The sequence below is a fragment of the Tessaracoccus pujii genome (assembly GCF_054483895.1).
The window spans coordinates 2,303,477-2,320,851 of sequence record NZ_CM137012.1; the positions used below are offsets into that span (position 1 = coordinate 2,303,477).

The 17,375-nt window shown below is 67.8% G+C and carries 15 protein-coding genes; 7 read left to right on the forward strand and 8 right to left on the reverse strand.

The features are described 5' to 3' along the window. Positions 1-9: 9 nt before the first annotated feature. From ACX1D0_RS11075 to ACX1D0_RS11095, 5 genes are all read left to right on the forward strand, one after another. Entirely contained in the window at positions 10-882 is an 873-nt protein-coding gene (locus ACX1D0_RS11075) for a sugar phosphate isomerase/epimerase family protein (RefSeq protein WP_459017934.1), read from the forward strand. A 125-nt stretch (positions 883-1,007) separates the two neighbouring features. Beyond that, positions 1,008-2,033: a sugar ABC transporter substrate-binding protein gene (locus ACX1D0_RS11080; protein WP_459017935.1), complete on the forward strand. Its 1,026-nt coding sequence runs from the start codon at positions 1,008-1,010 to the stop codon at positions 2,031-2,033. A 65-nt stretch (positions 2,034-2,098) separates the two neighbouring features. Then, the gene (locus ACX1D0_RS11085) at positions 2,099-3,598 is read left to right on the forward strand and encodes a sugar ABC transporter ATP-binding protein (protein WP_459017936.1); all 1,500 of its coding nucleotides are present in this window, start codon (positions 2,099-2,101) and stop codon (positions 3,596-3,598) included. Between the two features lie 16 nt (positions 3,599-3,614). Next, on the forward strand, positions 3,615-4,610 hold the full coding sequence (locus ACX1D0_RS11090) for an ABC transporter permease (RefSeq protein WP_459017937.1): 996 nt from the start codon (positions 3,615-3,617) through the stop codon (positions 4,608-4,610). Positions 4,611-4,681: 71 nt separating this feature from the next. Continuing rightward, a complete protein-coding gene (locus tag ACX1D0_RS11095) occupies positions 4,682-5,287 on the forward strand; it encodes a histidine phosphatase family protein (protein WP_459017938.1) in 606 nt (201 codons plus the stop codon). Here the strand turns inward: ACX1D0_RS11095 and iolG are convergent. Then, the gene (gene iolG, locus ACX1D0_RS11100; RefSeq protein WP_459017939.1) at positions 5,284-6,270 is read right to left on the reverse strand and encodes an inositol 2-dehydrogenase; all 987 of its coding nucleotides are present in this window, start codon (positions 6,268-6,270) and stop codon (positions 5,284-5,286) included. The two genes, ACX1D0_RS11095 and iolG, sit on opposite strands and share 4 nt — an antisense overlap. Positions 6,271-6,784: 514 nt before the next feature. Here iolG and ACX1D0_RS11105 point away from each other — a divergent pair. After that, on the forward strand, positions 6,785-7,645 hold the full coding sequence (locus ACX1D0_RS11105; RefSeq protein ID WP_459017940.1) for a sugar phosphate isomerase/epimerase family protein: 861 nt from the start codon (positions 6,785-6,787) through the stop codon (positions 7,643-7,645). Between the two features lie 62 nt (positions 7,646-7,707). On the opposite strand, the gene ACX1D0_RS11110 is transcribed toward ACX1D0_RS11105, so the two are convergent. The 7 genes from ACX1D0_RS11110 to iolC all read right to left on the reverse strand — a co-directional run bounded on the left by ACX1D0_RS11110 (position 7,708) and on the right by iolC (position 16,320). Further along, positions 7,708-8,835 carry a zinc-binding dehydrogenase gene (locus tag ACX1D0_RS11110; RefSeq protein ID WP_459017941.1) on the reverse strand — a complete coding sequence of 376 codons (1,128 nt, stop codon included), beginning with the start codon at positions 8,833-8,835 and terminating at the stop codon, positions 7,708-7,710. A 100-nt stretch (positions 8,836-8,935) separates the two neighbouring features. Further along, positions 8,936-9,328 carry a phage holin family protein gene (locus tag ACX1D0_RS11115; RefSeq protein WP_459017942.1) on the reverse strand — a complete coding sequence of 131 codons (393 nt, stop codon included), beginning with the start codon at positions 9,326-9,328 and terminating at the stop codon, positions 8,936-8,938. A gap of 371 nt (positions 9,329-9,699) precedes the next feature. Beyond that, positions 9,700-10,893, reverse strand: coding sequence for a Gfo/Idh/MocA family protein (locus ACX1D0_RS11120; protein ID WP_459017943.1), 1,194 nt, complete (start codon positions 10,891-10,893; stop codon positions 9,700-9,702). Between the two features lie 127 nt (positions 10,894-11,020). Further along, the gene (locus tag ACX1D0_RS11125) at positions 11,021-12,526 is read right to left on the reverse strand and encodes a CoA-acylating methylmalonate-semialdehyde dehydrogenase (RefSeq protein WP_459017944.1); all 1,506 of its coding nucleotides are present in this window, start codon (positions 12,524-12,526) and stop codon (positions 11,021-11,023) included. A gap of 26 nt (positions 12,527-12,552) precedes the next feature. Further along, complete coding sequence (gene iolD, locus ACX1D0_RS11130; RefSeq protein WP_459017945.1) at positions 12,553-14,433, reverse strand: 3D-(3,5/4)-trihydroxycyclohexane-1,2-dione acylhydrolase (decyclizing); 1,881 nt, start codon at positions 14,431-14,433, stop codon at positions 12,553-12,555. Between the two features lie 19 nt (positions 14,434-14,452). Next, a complete protein-coding gene (iolB, locus tag ACX1D0_RS11135) occupies positions 14,453-15,325 on the reverse strand; it encodes a 5-deoxy-glucuronate isomerase (RefSeq protein ID WP_459017946.1) in 873 nt (290 codons plus the stop codon). Next, positions 15,322-16,320 (reverse strand): 5-dehydro-2-deoxygluconokinase, encoded by a 999-nt coding sequence (gene iolC / locus ACX1D0_RS11140; RefSeq protein ID WP_459017947.1) that lies wholly within the window; start codon positions 16,318-16,320, stop codon positions 15,322-15,324. Before iolC ends, iolB begins: the two co-directional genes overlap by 4 nt. A 185-nt stretch (positions 16,321-16,505) precedes the next feature. On the opposite strand from iolC, the gene ACX1D0_RS11145 reads away from it, so the two are divergent. Further along, complete coding sequence (locus ACX1D0_RS11145) at positions 16,506-17,252, forward strand: GntR family transcriptional regulator (RefSeq protein ID WP_459017948.1); 747 nt, start codon at positions 16,506-16,508, stop codon at positions 17,250-17,252. The last annotated feature ends 123 nt before the right edge of the window (positions 17,253-17,375 follow it).

Sequence of the window (17,375 nt, forward strand, 5' to 3'; positions counted from 1 at the left end):
GAAGCCGTCATGGTCAAGATCCTGCTCGACCCCTCCATGTACCACCCCCACCTCACTGTCACCCAGGAGTGTGAGAAGGCGGCCGATCTGGGTTACAGCTTCATCGAGCTGTCCCCCCGGGCCGACTTCCACGAGTGGCACCACTACCCCAAGGTCGACAACGCCGAGATCGCGCGCGTCAAGAAGGCCATGAAGGCCACCGGCGTCAAGATCGAGACCTTCAACCCCGTGTTCAACTGGGCCTCGCCCGACGAGCAGGAGCGCCAGGCGCAGGTGCGCAACTGGCGCCGGCTTCTGGAGATCGCCGAGGAGCTCGAGGTGCCGATGATGGCGACCGAGTTCTCCGGTGACCCGAACCGGGCACTCACGAGCGAGCACCAGTTCTACCGCTCCATCGAGGAGCTCGCGCCGGACTTCGAGAAGCGCGGCATCGAGTGCGTCGTCGAGGCTCACCCTTACGACTTTGTAGAGACAAACGACCGGGCGGTCCAAGTCGTGCGGGGGGTCAACAAGGACTGGTTCAACTACCAGTTCTGCCTCCCCCACCTCTTCCACCTGTCCTCGGGCAAGAGCAACCCGCGCGAGCTGATGGAGTACGCCGGCGAGCGGCTGCGCCACATCCACATCGGCGACGTGTGGAACCACCTGGCCAACGTCGGCAACCGCTACATCGTCAACCCTCCGGGCGTTGATGCGCGCATTCACCAGCACAACGAGATCGGCAACGGCGAGGTCCCGTGGGACGAGGTCTTCGGCTACCTCCGCGAGATCAAGTACGACGCACGGCTGTCGGTCTGCGTGTTCGGCTGGGAGGAGGACGCGGACGCCATCCACGTCCGCATGCGCGAGCGGCTCGAGTCGGAGTTCGCAACAAACCGATAACATCTCCGTCTTTGTCTTGACATAGACCTACAGCTGTCGTCATGATGACTGTGTCGCAAGGATGCGACACTCCCTCCCTGCGGAGTCACCAGACACCCGCAACCACCCTCGGAAGAGAGACTGCAATGAAGCAAGGAATCAAGCTAGTCGGCCTGTTGGCCGCCGGCGCCCTCGCCTTGAGCGCCTGCGGCACCACCGCGAGCACCCCCACGTCCTCCGCCCCCGCCGGCGAGTCCAGCGCACCGGCCGCGTCGGCCGGTGCCACCGTGACCTTCGCCCCGAGCGAGGTCGTCAAGCCCAACGACGGCGCCACCCTCAAGATCGGCGTCACGTTCCCGATCCTGGACCAGTTCCTCCAGAAGGTCGCCGACGGCATCGAGGCCCGCGCTGAAGAGGCCGGCGTCGAGGTGACCATCGTGTCCGCCCAGGAGAAGGCCGACGTCCAGCTGGGCCAGGTTGAGAACTTCATCTCCCAGGGCGTCGACGGCATCATCATCATCCCGGTCGACACCGACGCGGCCGGCCCCATGACGCAGAAGGCCCAGGACGCCGAGATCCCGCTCGCCTACGTCAACCGTCGCCCGGCAGACCTGCCGGCCGGCGTGACCTACGTGGGTTCGGACTCACTGGTTTCCGGCCTCCTCGAGATGGAGGCTCTGGCGGAGCTCGCCGACGGCAAGGGCAAGGTGGGCATCATCCAGGGCGACCCGGCCAACGAGGCCGCGCGCCTGCGCACCCAGGGCTGCAAGGACGTCGTCGCGAAGTACCCGGACATGGAGGTCGTCCGCGAGCAGGCCGGCAACTGGTACCGCGAGGAGGGTCTGGCCATCACCGAGAACTGGATCCAGTCCGGTGACGAGATCGACATCATCTGCGCCAACAACGACGAGATGGCGCTGGGCGCCATCCAGGCGCTGAAGAATGCCGGCACGCTCGATGACGTGCTCGTGGGCGGCGTGGACGCCACCGCTGACGCGCTGGCCGCCATGGAGGCCGGTGAGCTCGAGGTGACCGTCTTCCAGGACGCAGCAGGCCAGGGCGCCGGCGGCGTGGACGCCATCGTCACGATGTACAACGGCGACGAGGTTCCGGCAGTCATCGACGTGCCCTACCAGCTCGTCACCCCTGACAACATGGCCGACTTCAAGTAAAGAAGGAACCGGTGGCCGGGTGCGATGATCGCCCCGGCCACCCCCTTCGGCAGGGAGGATAGACAATGCAAGAGGTAATTCTGCGGATGCGCGACATCCGCAAGACGTTCCCCGGCGTGGTGGCCTTGGACGGCGTGCAGCTGGACGTGCGGAGCGGCACGGTCCACTCGCTCATGGGAGAGAACGGCGCTGGCAAGTCCACGCTCATGAAGTGCCTGATCGGCATGTACACCCCCGACAGCGGCACAGTAGAGCTCGCCGGCGACATGGTCAGCTTCAAGGACACCAGGGACGGCCTCGAGCACGGCATCTCCATGATCCACCAGGAGCTGTCCCCCGTGCCGGAGATGATGGTGGCCGAGAACATCTGGCTCGGCCGCGAACAGCGCGGCAGGTTCGGGCTGCTGGACCCCAAGCTGATCATCCGCAGGACCCAGGAGCTCTTCGACGAGTGGGACATGAAGATCGACCCGCGCGCCAAGATGAAGGACCTCACGGTGGCCCGCCAGCAGATGGTGGAGATCGCCAAGGCCATCAGCTACGACGCCAAGATCATCATCATGGACGAGCCCACCTCGGCGATCCCCGAGCGCGAGGTGGACCACCTGCACAAGATGATCAAGCGCCTCACGGACTTCGGCGTGGCGATCGTCTACATCACCCACAAGATGGACGAGGTCTTCAAGATCTCCGACGACATCACAGTCTTCCGCGACGGCAAGCACGTCGTCTCCCTGCCGGCGAAGGAGCTGGACCGCAACAAGCTGATCCAGCTCATGGTGGGCCGCGAACTCACCAGCCTCTTCCCCAAACTGGACGCCGAGATCGGCGAGGTGGTGCTCTCGGTGCGCAACCTCAACCGGGGCAGGCTCGTCCGCGACGTCAGCTTCGAGGTGCGCCGCGGCGAGATCCTCGGCTTCGCCGGACTCATGGGCGCGGGCCGCACCGAGGTGCTGGAGACCATCTTCGGCATCGCCCCCGCCGACAGCGGCGAGATCTTCGTCGAGGGCAAGCAGCTCAAGGTCCGGGAGCCGAAGGACGCCATTGCGGCCGGCATCGGCATGCTGACCGAGGACCGCAAGCACAACGGCATCATGGGCGTGCTGTCGGTACGCGACAACATCACCATCGCCGCGCTACCCAAGTACTCCCCCAAGGGGTTCCTCCGCATGGCGGAGATCAAGAAGGACAGCGAGGCCCAACGCCAGGCGCTGCGCATCAAGACGCCGACGCTCGAGCAGCTGATCAAGAACCTCTCCGGCGGTAACCAGCAGAAGGCGCTCATCTCGCGCTGGCTGCTGACCGTCCCGGAGATCCTCATGATCGACGAGCCCACCCGCGGCATCGACGTGGGCGCCAAGAGCGAGATCCACCGCCTCATGTCTCAACTCGCTCAACAGGGCAAGGCCATCATCATGGTCTCATCCGAGCTGCCCGAGGTCCTCGGGATGAGCGACCGCGTCATCGTCATGCACGAAGGCCGCATCTCCGGTGAGCTCTCCCGCGCGGAGGCCAACCAGGAGTCCATCATGCAACTCGCCACCGGCGGCACCGCGGCCGCGTAGGAAGGAACCACTACTCATGTCTGACACCACAGTTGAGACCAAGCCCAAGTTCGACACGGCGGCAGCCGTCAAGAAGTACGCCATCCTCCTGATCCTCATCGCCTTCATGGTGATCCTCGCCATCGTCACAGGCGGCACGTTCCTGAGGTCCCAGAACCTCATCAACGTCGTCGTGCAGGTGGCCCCCATCGGCATCGTCGCCCTCGGCATGATGTTCGCCATCATCACCAAGGGCATCGACCTTTCTGTGGGCTCCACCGTCGCCCTGGTGGCCGTGGTCTCGGCCAGCCTCGCCCAGGTCCAGAGCGACAGCGCGATGTTCCCCGGCCTGCCCCCGATGCCGATCTTCGTCTCGGTGATCGTCGGCCTCCTTGTCGGCGCGATCGTCGGGGCCATCGTCGGCACCCTCGTCGCCTACTTCCGGATCCCGCCCTTCGTCGCCACGCTCGGCATGATGACCGCGGCCCGCGGCCTGGCCAACATCTACACCGGCGGACGCCCCGTCTCCAACCTGGCCCCCGGGTTCAACTGGATGGGCCAGGGCAACATCCTGGGCGTCCCCGTCCCGATGATCATCTTCATCATCGTCGCGGGGGTGATCTGGGTGGTCCTCAACCGGACCCGCTTCGGTCGCCACACCTACGCCATCGGCGGCAACGACCAGGCCGCCCGCGTGTCGGGCATCAGCATCGGCAGGGTGCAGTTCCTCATCTACACCCTGATCGGCATGCTCGCCGGCCTCGCCGGCATGATCCTGGCCGCGCGAATCGGCTCCGGCCAGCCCACCCTGGGCGTCATGCTCGAGCTGGACGCCATCACCGCGGCCGTGATCGGCGGCGTGTCCTTCAACGGCGGCATCGGCGTGGTGTGGGGCGTCGTCGTCGGCGCCCTGATCATCGGCGTCATCAACAACGGCCTGGACCTCATGAACGTTTCACCGTTCATGCAGATGGTCGTCAAGGGCGCCATCATCGTGGTGGCGGTCATCATCGACGAGCGCAAGAACCGCTAGTCAACACAGCAGTTGCAGGGGCGGGGCCGGTGCGGCTCCGCCCCTGTCGCATGCCCCGGTACGGTGGACCCATGCGCCTGATCCTGATCCGTCACGGGGAGACCGAGAGCAACGTCAAACGCCAACTGGACACGGCCTTCCCGGGGGCACCACTCAACAAGAACGGGCTGACGCAGGCTGAGACGCTCGTCGAGGCCCTCGCGCACGAGCGGATCGATGCGCTCTATGCGTCCACGCTGACGCGGGCGCAGCAGACGGCCACTCCGCTGGCGAAGGCACGGGAGCTGGACCTGGTGATCGCCGACGGCATCCACGAGATCGCCGCCGGGATCGAGGAGATGAACACGGACTGGAGTGTCTACGTGGGCATGCTCAACAGGTGGGCCCCGGACAACCTCGACGAGGGCCTCGAGGGCGGTGAGACGGCGCGCCAGTTCATGACGCGGTTCACCAACGCCGTCGCGGCCATGGAGCGGGCCGGCGACGACGTGGTGGCGCTGGTGAGCCATGGCGCGGCGCTGCGCGTCTGGGCGATCTCGCAGGACCCGTCGATCGGGTTCGAGAACGCCCAGCCGCTGCACAACACCCAGTGGATCGTCCTCAACGGGTCGACCACTGACGGATGGAAGATCGAGCAGTGGGCGGACTACGTTACGTCCACCGACGAAACCGACTAGAGCCTGACGACGCGCCCCTCGCGGGCGCTGATGGTCGCCGCCTCCGCGAGCTTGAGCGCCTCGACACCGTCGACGACGTTGGGCGACACGTCGCCGTCGGCCACCACCGCGTCGATGAAGGCGCTCAGTTCGTCGCGGTAGGCCGCCTCGTACCGCTGGAGGAAGAAGTTGAGGACGGGTCCCCGCGCGTCGGTCTGCGTGGCGCTGGCGGCGCGCACGGAGGTTGCGGTGAGGTTGTCCGCCGAGAGTGCGCCGTCGGCCCCGAAGGCCTCCAGGCGCTGGTCGTATCCGTAGGCGCAGGTGCGCGAGTTGACGATGGTGGCCAGGGCGCCGTCGGCGTTGCGGAGCAGCACCATGGCCTGGTCGAAGTCACCCGCGGCCTTGATCTCCTCGTCGGCGTTGGTGCCGAAGGCGCTGACCTCGACGATGTCCCCGAGGAAGAAGCGCACCATGTCGAAGTCGTGGATGGTCATGTCCTTGAAGATGCCGCCCGAGCCTGCCACGTAGCTGGCCGGGGGGCCCTGGGGGTCGCGGGAGGTGACGGTCAACTGCTGCAGCGGGCCGATCTCGCCGGCCACCACACGGGCGTTCACCTCGGCGAAGGAGGGGTCGAAGCGCCGGTTGAAGCCCAGCATGACGCGGGTGGCCTCAGCGCCCAGCTCGTCCAGGCAGCGTTGCGCCTCGTCGAGTTCCAGCGCCACGGGCTTCTCGGACATGACCCGCTTGCCGCCCTTGACGGCCCCCAGGATCTGCTCCACGTGCATGGCGGTGGGCGAGCCGATGATGACCGCGTCGACGTCGTCGGCGCCGTAGACATCCTCGACCTCCAGGGTGTACCGCGCCCCGTACGCATCGGCGAGCGACTTGGCGGGCCCGTCGAACGCGTCGTAGACCAACGACAGCGTCGCCTGCGGGTGTGACGCGATGGCGCGTGCGTGGACCTGGCCGATGCGTCCGGCCCCGATGATCGCGAAGCGAATCATGTGTGCTCCTGGGGGTAAGGCCGCAGCTGTGTCGCGGCGGTATCAATGTCAGCACATTGGAGGCGAGCGCCACAAGCCGGGGTCCGCTTTGCGCGGTGCGGGTTATGCCGTTGAGCCGGACACGGCTGTTGCGTGCCCGGGTTGAGTCTGACACGGCTCTCGCAAGCGGTCCTCGAGCCTGACACACGCTTCACGACCCGCATGAGCCTGATGCGGCACTCGTGGCGGCTTGAACGTGCAAATCCACCGTCGCCCGCGTCGAGTGCCGTGTCCGGCTCAACTCCTCACCGCGAGAGCCGTGTCCGACTCAACTCCTCACCGCGAGAGCCGTGTCCGGCTCAACTCCTCACCGCGAGAGCCGTGTCCGGCTCAACTCCTCACCGCGAGAGCCGTGTCCGGCTCAATCCGCACCCCGGCCGCAGACATTGCGGGGGGCGCCTTCTACTCAGCTCTTTGGCAGGACATAATGGTTCCACCGAGCCGCGCGAGGCGGCTTGCTGCGAAGGAGCTGCACATGAAGATTGCCGGAGCCCCCATCAGCTGGGGCGTGTGTGAGGTACCGGGCTGGGGCTACCAGATGTCCCCCGAGCGCGTTCTCACCGAGATGAAGGAGATCGGCCTCACCGCCACCGAGTTCGGCCCCCAGGGCTGGCTGCCCGTCGACGCCGAGGAGCGCGCCGCCGTCGTGTCCGAGTTCGGCCTCAAGCCTGTCGGCGCGTTCTTCCTGGCCGTCATGCACGATCCCGACTTCGACCCCATCCCGATGGTCGAGGCCGAACTGCGCGCCTTCGAAATCGCGGGCGGCGAGTTCCTCGTCCTGGCGGCCGACTCCGGCCAGGACGGCTATGACGCCCGCCCCGAACTCGACGAGGAGGGCTGGCAGACGCTGTTTACCAACCTCAGCCGGATCAGCGACGTCTGCAAGGCCAAGGGCGTCACCGCCGTCCTGCATCCGCACTGGGGCACCATGGTGCAGAACGTCGACGAGGTGGAGCGCGTCCTCGACAACTCCACTGTCGGCCTCTGCCTCGACACCGGCCACCTCGCCTGCGGCGGCGCCGACGTCGTCGCGCTCGTGCGCAAGTACGCGGACCGGGTGGGCATCGTCCACGCCAAGGACGTGCGCATGGACATGGCGGCCAAGCTGCTTCCCGGCGAGATCAACTGGTCCGAGGGCATCAAGGGCGGCATGTTCGTCCCCATCGGTGAGGGCGACATCGACTTCGCCACCATCGTGCGCCTCCTCGACGACGCCGGCTTCGACGGCTATTGGGTGCTCGAGCAGGACATCATGCTCGACGAGGAGCCCCCGGCCGACGGGGGTCCGATCAACAACGCTGCCAAGTCGTTCGAGGCGCTCAAGGCCCTCGCCTAGTTCCGCACACGAAAGGGGGCGGTCACCGCGATGGTGACCGCCCCCTTCGCACGCCCCAGGGGTCAGAGGCTCATGTCGACGATGCCGCGACCCGACATGGTGCCCTCGCGCAGGCGCTGGTAGCCGAGGTTGACGTCGCCGAGGCTGAAGACCTGGTTGACCACGTCGTCGACCTCGATGAGGCCCCGCGCCGCCATGTCCACCACCGCCGGGAGGTCCACGCGGGTACGCGCTCCGTAGGAGCCGATGATGGACTGGCTGCGGCGCACGGTGCGGTTGATCTGCACCTCGGCCGACTGCACTCCGGCGCCCAGGCCGATCGGAACCATGCGGCCGCCGTCGGACAGGATGTCCAGCGCGGTATTCCAGGTCTGGGGGCGGCCCAGCGCCTCGAACGCCACGTCGACGCCGTAGCCGTCGGTGATCTCCATCACGGCCTCCCGCGCGTCGGTGTTCTTGAGGTTGACCGTGTGCGTGGCGCCCATGACCTTGGCCGCCGCGAGCTTGTCGTCGTCGACATCGAGCGCGATGACCTGACGGGCGCCCATGACCTTGGCGAACTTGAGGATCATGGAGCCCACACCACCGGTGGCGACGACGGCGACGGTCTCACCGAACCGCAGGTCCGCACCGCGCCGTACGGCGCCGTAGGCAGTCATGGCCGCGCAGCCGAGGATGGCCGTGTTCTTCGGCGAGAGGTTGTCGGGAATAGGCGTCACGGAGGTTGCAGGAACCACGCAGTACTCCGCCAGGCCGCCCATGGAGTACATCCAGATGGGGTTGCCGTCCATGTCCGAGAGCCGGGTCTCGCCGTCGTACAGGACGCCCTTGAGCCGGTTGAGCTGGAAGAACGGGTAGCAGAGGTCGTCGCGGCCGGCGCGGCAGGCCTTGCACTGGCCGCAGGGCATCAGGAAGGCGCCGGCCACATTCTGACCGACCTGGAGTTCGCCGGTGAGCATGCCGGGGCCGAGCTCGACGATGGCGCCCGACACCTCATGGCCGAGGACGCAGGGGGTGGGGAACGCGATGGCGCCGCCGAGGACGTGGAGGTCCGAGTGACACAGGCCGCAGGCCGCCACCTTGAGCAGGACCTCGTTGGCGCGCGGGCGGGGGGTCGGGATGGTCTCGATCGAGAGCGGTTCACCGGGAGCCCGGAGGACCGCGGCGCGCATCGTTGCAGGAATGTCCATGATGACTCCTCAGTGAATTTGTGTGGACATTCACAGTATGGACTACGCCTGTCGCCCTGTCACTACCGGGGTGCCAGTTTGTCGCGACATTTATTTGTTCTTACATGCGCCTCTTTGTGGAATCGTTTGCACCGAGCGCAGAGCTCACGACAGCCGACACGACGGAGATGATGAAGGACCCGATGAGGGCGGTCCAGAAGCCGTCGACGTGGAATCCCAAGCCCACCTGCCCGGCCACCCAGGACGTCAGCATCAGCATCAGCGCGTTGATCACGAGCAGGAAGAGTCCGAATGTCAGCACGATGAGGCACGTGCCGAGAACCGCCGCGAAGGGCCTCACGACGGCGTTCACCACGCCGAGGATGACAGCCACCCCCAGGAGCGTCAGGGCCTGGTTGACCGTGGTGTCGGCGGTCAGCGTGATGCCGGGGAGAAGCCACACGGCGATGGCGGTCGCAACGGCCGTGGCGAGCAGGCGGAGGAAGAGCTTCATAGCTCTGAGCGTAGGGCTCCCGTCTCTCACGCGCCCCAGGGAACTCCCCGACCGGCTCCCTGAGACGCACGCCAGCCGAGTCGCCCACATCGGTCTGCAACTTGCGATCAGGAGGGCGGTATCTGTGCATATACGCAGATACCGCCCTCCTGATCGCAAGTTGCAGAACCCGGACCCAACCACGCCACAGGCAGACCAGTGCGGGGAGACGGGAGACGAGACCCGGGCGGACTCCACACCCAACCGCAGACGGGCCCGCGGCAAGGCGCGAGACCTTGGACAACGGCCGCCCGGGCCTCGACGCACGGCTCACCGCACCAGACCACCGAGCGCCCACGTCGGGGTTTCCACGCGGGCGGAATCGGGAGGGGTCAGCGGCCGAAGGTGGTGACCGCCTCGACCGTCGGCACGTCGTGCCACTGCCCGTCTGCGGCCGAGGCCACGACCGCCTCGTCGATCTCGGCCGCGGCCCAGCCATCGCCGGCCGAGGGGGCGACCTGCTCCCCCGTCGTCACGGAGATGAGGAACTTCGCTGCCTCGACGGCCTTCAGGTCGTCGAAGCCCATCGAGGTGCCCGCGCCGGGCTGGAACCGGTCGAAGTCCGGCATGCCGGGGCCGGCCATGACCCTGGTGTAGCCCTGGACAGGGCCCTCGCCGCGACCCGCACACACGTCGAGGTGGTTCAGCGACTCGAAGTTCCAGCGCACCGACCCCTCCGTGCCGTAGACCTCGACGATGTACTCGGCCCGCGGCCCCACGGACACCCGGCTGGCCTCCAGGACCCCCACGACGCCGCCGTCGAACCGGGTCAGCACGGCCACCCAGTCCTCGTTGCCCACCGGCCCCTTCTCCTCGCCGACGGTGTAGCCCGAGTGGCCGACGCCGCCGGAGCCGATCGGGATGGGCCGTTCCTTGATGAACGTGTCCGTCATCGCCGAGACCGACGAGATGCGTCCCACCAGATACTGGGCCAGGTCAGCGCCGTGCGAGAGCAGATCCCCGACGATGCCGGCGCCCGCCCGAGCCCGGTCGTAGCGCCACGTGAGCGGGCCGTCGGGGCTGGAGGCGTAGTCGGCGATGAACCACACGCGGCAGTTCGTCACCCGCCCCAGCTTCCCCTCGCGGATCAACTGGCGCGCGTACTGGATGGCCGGCACGTGCCGGTAGTTGAAGCCGACGGCGGTGGCCAGCCCGGCGCCGGCGGCGGCCTGGGCGATCTCACGCGACTCCGTCGCGCTGACGCCCATGGGCTTCTCGATCCAGAACGGCTTGCCGGCCGCGGCGGCGGCCAGCGCGATCTCGTGGTGCAGGAAGTTGGGCGCGCAGATGGAGACCACGTCCACCTCGGGATCGGCGAGGAGATCCTGGTAGTCGGCGTAGGCGCGGCGGAAGCCGGCCACGTCCACAGCCCAGTCACGCGTCGCCTCCACCGGGTCGCACGCGGCAACCAGGTCGCAGGCGAGCCCGAGCTCGGGATAGCGCTCGGCGAGTGCCTTGTAGCTGCGGGTGTGCAGCCGGCCCATCCAGCCGAGTGAGATGACGCCGACGCCGATGCGCTTGGCCATGACGAGTTCCTTCCTGGCGCTTCGCGCCATGGTGACGAGCCCGTCCGGACGGTCCGGGGTGGGCAGCGGTGCCCACCCCGGGATCAGCCCCGGACGGTGCTCAGGGTGTGTTGTGCCGTTGCCGGCCTTACTTGGTGGCGACGAAGTCCAGGCCGATCTTGCCGTGGCTGCCGGAACCGGCCCACCGCGTCGTGATCACCTTGGTGCGGGTGTAGAAGTTCACGCCCTCCTGGCCGTGGATCTTGTGATCGCCCAGCAGCGAGTTCTTCCAGCCGCCGAACGAGTAGTAGCCGACCGGAACCGGGATGGGCACGTTGACGCCCACCATGCCCGCGTTGACGTCGAGCTGGAACTGGCGGGCCACCTGGCCGTTCTCCGTGAAGATCGCCGAGCCGTTGCCGAACGCGCTCGAGTTGACGATCTCGATGGCCTCCTCGTAGGTGTCGGTCTTCACCACCACCAGCACCGGCCCGAAGACCTCCTCGCAGTACAGCTGCGTCTCGAGCGGGACGTTGTCCACGATGGTGGGGCCCACCCAGTTGCCGTTCGCGGTGCCCTCGACCTCGGAGCTGAAGCCGCGACCGTCGAGCACCACGTTGGCACCCTTGGCTTCGGCGTCGTTGATCCAGGACAGGATCCGCTCGCGGGACTTCGACGAGATGACCGGGCCGAGCTCGTTCTTCGGGTCCGAGCCCGGGCCCACCTTGAGGACCTCGGCGCGGGCCTTGACCTTCTCGATGAGGGCGTCGTGCGCCTCACCCACGGCCACGACGACAGGCAGGGCCATGCAGCGCTGACCGGCCGCGCCGAAGGCGCCGGAGACAATGTGCTGGGCCGCGAAGTCCAGGTTGGCGTCGGGCATCACGATGGCGTGGTTGTTGGCGCCGCCGAGGGCCTGGAACCGCTTGCCGGAGGCAGCGCAGCGCTCAGCCACGATCTTGGCCACGGGCGTCGAGCCGACGAAGGAGACGGCATCGATGCCGGGGTGGTCAAGGATGTGGGAGACCACCTGCTTGTCGCCGCACACCACCTGGAACAGGCCGTCGGGCAGGCCCGCCTCCTGGTACAGCTTGGCCACCATGAGCGACACGGAGGGCACGGGCGTGGCCGGCTTGAGGATGACGGCGTTGCCGGTGGCCAGCGCCATCGGGTGCATCCACATGGGCACCATCATGGGGAAGTTGAAGGGCACGATGGCGCCGACGACACCGACGGCCTGGCGGATGGTGTGCACGTCGACGCCGGTGGCGGCCTCGATGGTGTGGTCTCCCTTGAGCGCGTTCTGGATGCCGCAGGCGAATTCCACGATCTCCAGGCCGCGGGCGATCTCGCCGAGCGCGTCGCCACGGGTCTTGCCACCCTCACGGACAATGACGTCGGCGAGGTCGTCCTGGCGCTCGATGAGCAGCTGGCGGAAGTTGAACATGACGCGGGTGCGCTTGGCCAGCGACGCCCGGCCCCAGGCCTTCTGGGCGGTGCGGGCTGACGCGATGGCGCGGTCGATGAGTTCGATGCTGGCCTCGGCGACTCCGCCGATGACCTCGCCGGTGGCGGGATTGTCGATGGGCAGGACCTCGACACCCTCCTCGAAGTACTCGGCGCCGTCGATCCAATGGGGCATGGTGATGGACATATCAGTTTCCTCTCGGGGGTGCGGGATCAGAAGAAGCGACGCTGGGCCTTGACGGCCTCCGCGTACTCCTCGTAGGCCTTCTGGGTGGATTCGAGCGTCGAGGCGGCCGTGACGGGCACGTCCCACCAGCTGGTGCCGGGCGGGTTGGGCCCGTAAAGGTCGGTCTCGATGTAGATCATGGTCGCCTTGTCGGAGGCGACGGCGGTGGCGTAGGCCTCACGGAAGTCCGCGATGGTGCGGACCTCCAGGACGTCGAGGCCCCAGGTGCGGGCGTTGCCGGCGATGTCGACGGGGATCAGCTCGTCGCTGCGTCCGCCGTCGGCGGAACGCATGCGGTACTTGGTTCCGAACCGCTGCGAGCCGCGGGACTCAGACAGCCCGCCGATGGACGCGTAGCCGTGGTTCTGCAGCAGCACGAAGATCACCTTCGCGCGCTCCTGGATGATGGTGGCGATCTCCATCGGCAGCATCTGGTACGTGCCGTCACCGACGATGGCCACCACCTCCGACTCCGGGGACGCCATCTTGCAGCCGAGTGCCGCGGGGATCTCGTAGCCCATGGTCGAGAAGGCGTATTCGACGTGGTACTGCCCGGGGGTGCGGGCCCGCCACAGGGACTGCAGGTCTCCAGGCATGGAGCCGGCGGCGTTGATGACGATGTCGTCGTCGCCCATCATCTCGTTGAGGGCGCCGAACACCTCGGTCTGCGCCGGGAGCGGTCCGTGGCCCAGGTGGTAGCACGTCTCGGTGGCCTCGGCCCAGGCGGCGCGCTCGTCGGCGATCTTCTGGGAGTACGCATCCTCGACGCGGTAGTCGGAGAGTGCCTCGGTGAGCGCGGTCAGCGCCTCGCGGGCGTCGGCCACGAGCATCTGGGCGCCCTGCTTGGCCGCGTCGAAGGAGCCGACGTTGATGTTGAGGAACCTGACGTCCGGGTTCTTGAACTGGGTCTGCGAGCCGGTGGTGAAGTCGGAGTAGCGGGTGCCGATGCCGATGATGAGGTCCGCCTCGACGGCGATCGCGTTGGCCGAGCCGGCTCCGGTGGAGCCCACGCCGCCGACGGCGCGCTCGTGGTCCCAGTTGATGCCGCCCTTGCCGGCCTGCGTGTCGGCCACCGGGATGCCGGTGGCGGTGGCGAAGGCGCGCAGTTCCTCGGTGGCACCGGAGTAGATGGTGCCGCCGCCGGAGATGATGAGGGGGCGCTTGGCGGCGCGGATGGCCTCGACGGCGCGGGCGAGGGCGGCGCGGTCCGGGACGCGGCGGTCGATGTGCCACACCTTCCTGGCGAAGAACTCCTCGGGCCAGTCGTAGACCTCGGCCTGGACGTCCTCGGGCATGCAGACGACGGCGGCGCCGGTGTCGGCCGGATCCGTCAGCACGCGCATGGCGCGCGGCAGGGAGACCATGAGCTGCTCCGGGCGGTTGACCCGGTCCCAGAACTTCGACACCGGACGGAAGGCGTCGTTGGCGCTCACGTCGGGGTTAGTGGGGTCCTCCACCTGCTGCAGCACCGGGTCCGGCATGCGGTTGGCGAAGATGTCCGAGGGGAACAGCAGCACGGGCACGCGGTTGGTGGTGGCCAGCGCGGCGCCGGTGACCATGTTGAGGGCGCCGGGGCCGATCGAGGACGTGACCGCGAGGGTCTGCAGGCGCTCGGTCTGCTTGGCGAAGGCGGCGGCCACGTGGACCATGCCCTGCTCGTTGCGGCCCATCCAGTACTCGAAGGGCTCGTCGAAGGCGGGGTCAACCTCGTGCTGCAGGAGGGCCTGGCCGATGCCGGCGACGTTGCCGTGGCCGAAGATGCCGAACATGCCAGGAATGAAGCGCTGCTCCACGCCGTCGCGCTCGGTGTACTGGTGCGCGAGGTACCGGACGATGGCTTGCGCAACCGAAAGGCGGATGGTGGTCATGTGAGGGTAACTCGCTTTCTCAGGCGTCGAGCCGGGTGGGTACGTAGGGGAGGCGGGGATCGACGTCTGTGTCGTCCCAAGTCTGGCGGAGCCAGCCGTAGCAGGGGTCGTCCACGGACAACCACTCGGGTCCACCGGGGCCGGCCATCACGTTGAGGTAATACAGGTCGTAGCCCGGTGCCGCGACACACGGGCCGTGCCAGCCGTGCGGAACCAGTGCGGTGTCGCCGCTGTTGACCCGCAGCGCGACGTCGATGGGCCGCTCGGGCGTGCCGTAGGTGGAGTGGAAGGCCATGCCGGGGCCGTGCTCGTCGGCCTTGATCTCGAAGTAGTAGATCTCCTCGAGCTCGCGCTCGGTGCCGGTGGTCTCGTCGTGCTTGTGCGGGGGGTAGCTGGACCAGTTGCCGCCGGGGGTGATGACCTCGCACACCAGCAGGCGGCTGGTCTGCAGCGTGTTGTTGAGCGCGTAGTTGGTGACCTGCCGCGACATCGTGCCCGCGCCCCGCAGGCCGACGACGGCCTCGTCGGCCGGGCAGTAGCGCACGTCGAGCGTGGCGTCGGCGACGGCGCTGGGCAGCGCGTAGCGGCCGCCGCCGACGGAGGTGATGGTGGCCTCGGCGCCCCGGGGGAGGTAGAGGTAGTCGGTGACCTCGCCGAAGACGGTCGAGCGACCCTTGAGCTGGAAGGTGGCCCCGCCGACGGCGAGCGTCGCGGCGCCCTCCAGCGGCAGGACGAGATACTCGGCCTCACCGGTGGACAGCGCGTAGGACTCGCCGGCGCCCAGCACCGCGATCCTGAGGCCGGAGTATCCCCACCCGGCCGATTCGGGGCTCACCTCGACGGAGAGGGGCGGCGACGCGGTGGAGCCGGCTGGCAGGACGAGGTCGGTCATGAGTTCTCCTTGACGCGGTGGCGGGTCTTGGTGGCGACTGGGTTGCGGCGCACGGCCGCGAGGAGCTCGGGCTCGCTCGGCATCGCCGTCGAGCATTCGAGGCGGGTGGCGACGAGGGCGCCGGCGGCCGAGGCGGCCACGAGCGTGTCGACGAGCGGCCACTCCTTGATGAGTCCGAAGCACAGCGCGCCGCCGAACGCGTCGCCGGCGCCGAGGCCGTTGACCACGTCGATGGGAGTGCCCTCGACCTCGATCACGCGATCGGCATCCATCGCGAGCACGCCGTCGGGGCCGCGCTTGACCACTGCCAGGTCCACTCCGCGCGCCAGCAGCGCCTCGGCGGCCCGCTCCGGGTCGGATTCCCCGACTGCGACGAGACACTCGGCCGCGTTGCCCACGACGATGTCGACAAAGGGCAGCGCCTCGGCGATCGCCTCACGCGCAGCCTCTGGCGAGGACCAGAACTGCTCGCGGTAGTCGAGATCCAGGATGGTGAACGGCCGGCGCCCGCGGGCCTTCAGGGCGGCGATGTGGGTGGACCGGCTGGGCTCGCGACTCAGCCCGGTCGCGGTGACCCAGAACACCTTGGCCTGGACGATGGCGTCGAAGGGCAGGTCCTCCGGCCGGAGGCGCAGGTCCGGCGCCGTGGGGCGGCGGTAGAAGTAGAGGGGGAAGTTGTCCGGGGGAAAGATCTCGCAGAAGGTGACCGGCGTGTTGAGGTCGCCGTCGACCTTGACGTAATCGTCGAACACCCCGAGGTGGCCCATCTCGGCGCGGCAGAACCGGCCGAAGGGGTCGTCGCCGACGGCCGTGACCACGGCGGCCGAGCGACGGAGGCGCGCGGCGGCGACGGCGACGTTGGTGGCGCTGCCGCCGAGGAATTTGCCGAAGGACGTCACGTCTTCAAGGCCGACCCCGTGCTGGTGAGGATAGATGTCCACGCCGATACGCCCCATGGTCAGCACATCGACCGTGCGTGTGCCGAAAAGTCCCATCAATAACCCGCTTCTTCGAGGTGGTGCCCTCCCATCGTAACGACCCTTCGTCATTTGTCAAGACAAACGAACAATCTGCTCGGCGACGCCCTGCCGGACCCGGCATCGGGAATTCATCCTGACAAAGTCCTCGCCAAGACCTGACAATGCCTCTAGACTGCATTCAATAGAACGTGAGATGAACCATGCCGCCAAGTGCCCCCTACATCGCGCAGATCGAGATCGACCGCGCCAGCTCCACGCCGCTCCACGCCCAGATCGCGGAACCGCTGACCCGGCTGATCGAGAACGGCGAGATCGAGCCCGGCACACGCCTCGAGGACGAGGTATCCATGGCCGAGCGGCTCAAGGTGTCGCGGCCCACGGCCCGCCGCGCCATGGAGACGCTGACCAACAAGGGGCTGATCGTCCGGCGACGCGGCGCCGGCACGATGGTCACGCCCACCCGGGTGCACCGCCCCATGGCGCTCAGCTCCCTCAACGACGACCTTGAGAAGTCCGGGGTCGACCCCCGCACCACCGTGCTGGAGTGGGCGATCGAGGAGGCGGCACCCGGGGTCGCGGCGGCGCTCACCGTCCCCGTCGGCTCGGAGGTGGTCCGCATGCGTCGGCTCCGAATGCTGCGCGATGAGCCCCTGGCCATCCTGACCAACTGGCTTCCCGCCGGCATCGCCCCCACCAGGGACGAACTGGAGACGGGCGGGCTCTACGCGCTGTTGCGCACCAGGGGGGTCAAGGTGGCCGTCGGCGTGCAGCAGATCAGCGCGCGCCTGGCCACGGCCGACGAGGGGCGCCTGCTGAACGAGCCGACGGGGGCGGCTCTGCTCACCATGCAGCGCACCGCCTACGACGAGCAGCACCGCGCCGTGGAGTTCGGCATGCACGTGTACCGGGCCTCCATGTACTCCTACGACCAGACCGTCCTGGCATGACCGCCGATCCCGCACCGTGGGCGTCGTCCGCCGATCAGCACTTGCCCCAATATTTGTTCTGACATACGCTTGACAGGACAAAGCGATTGGGTGTCCAATGGGTGCAAGGCCTCATCGTCGAGA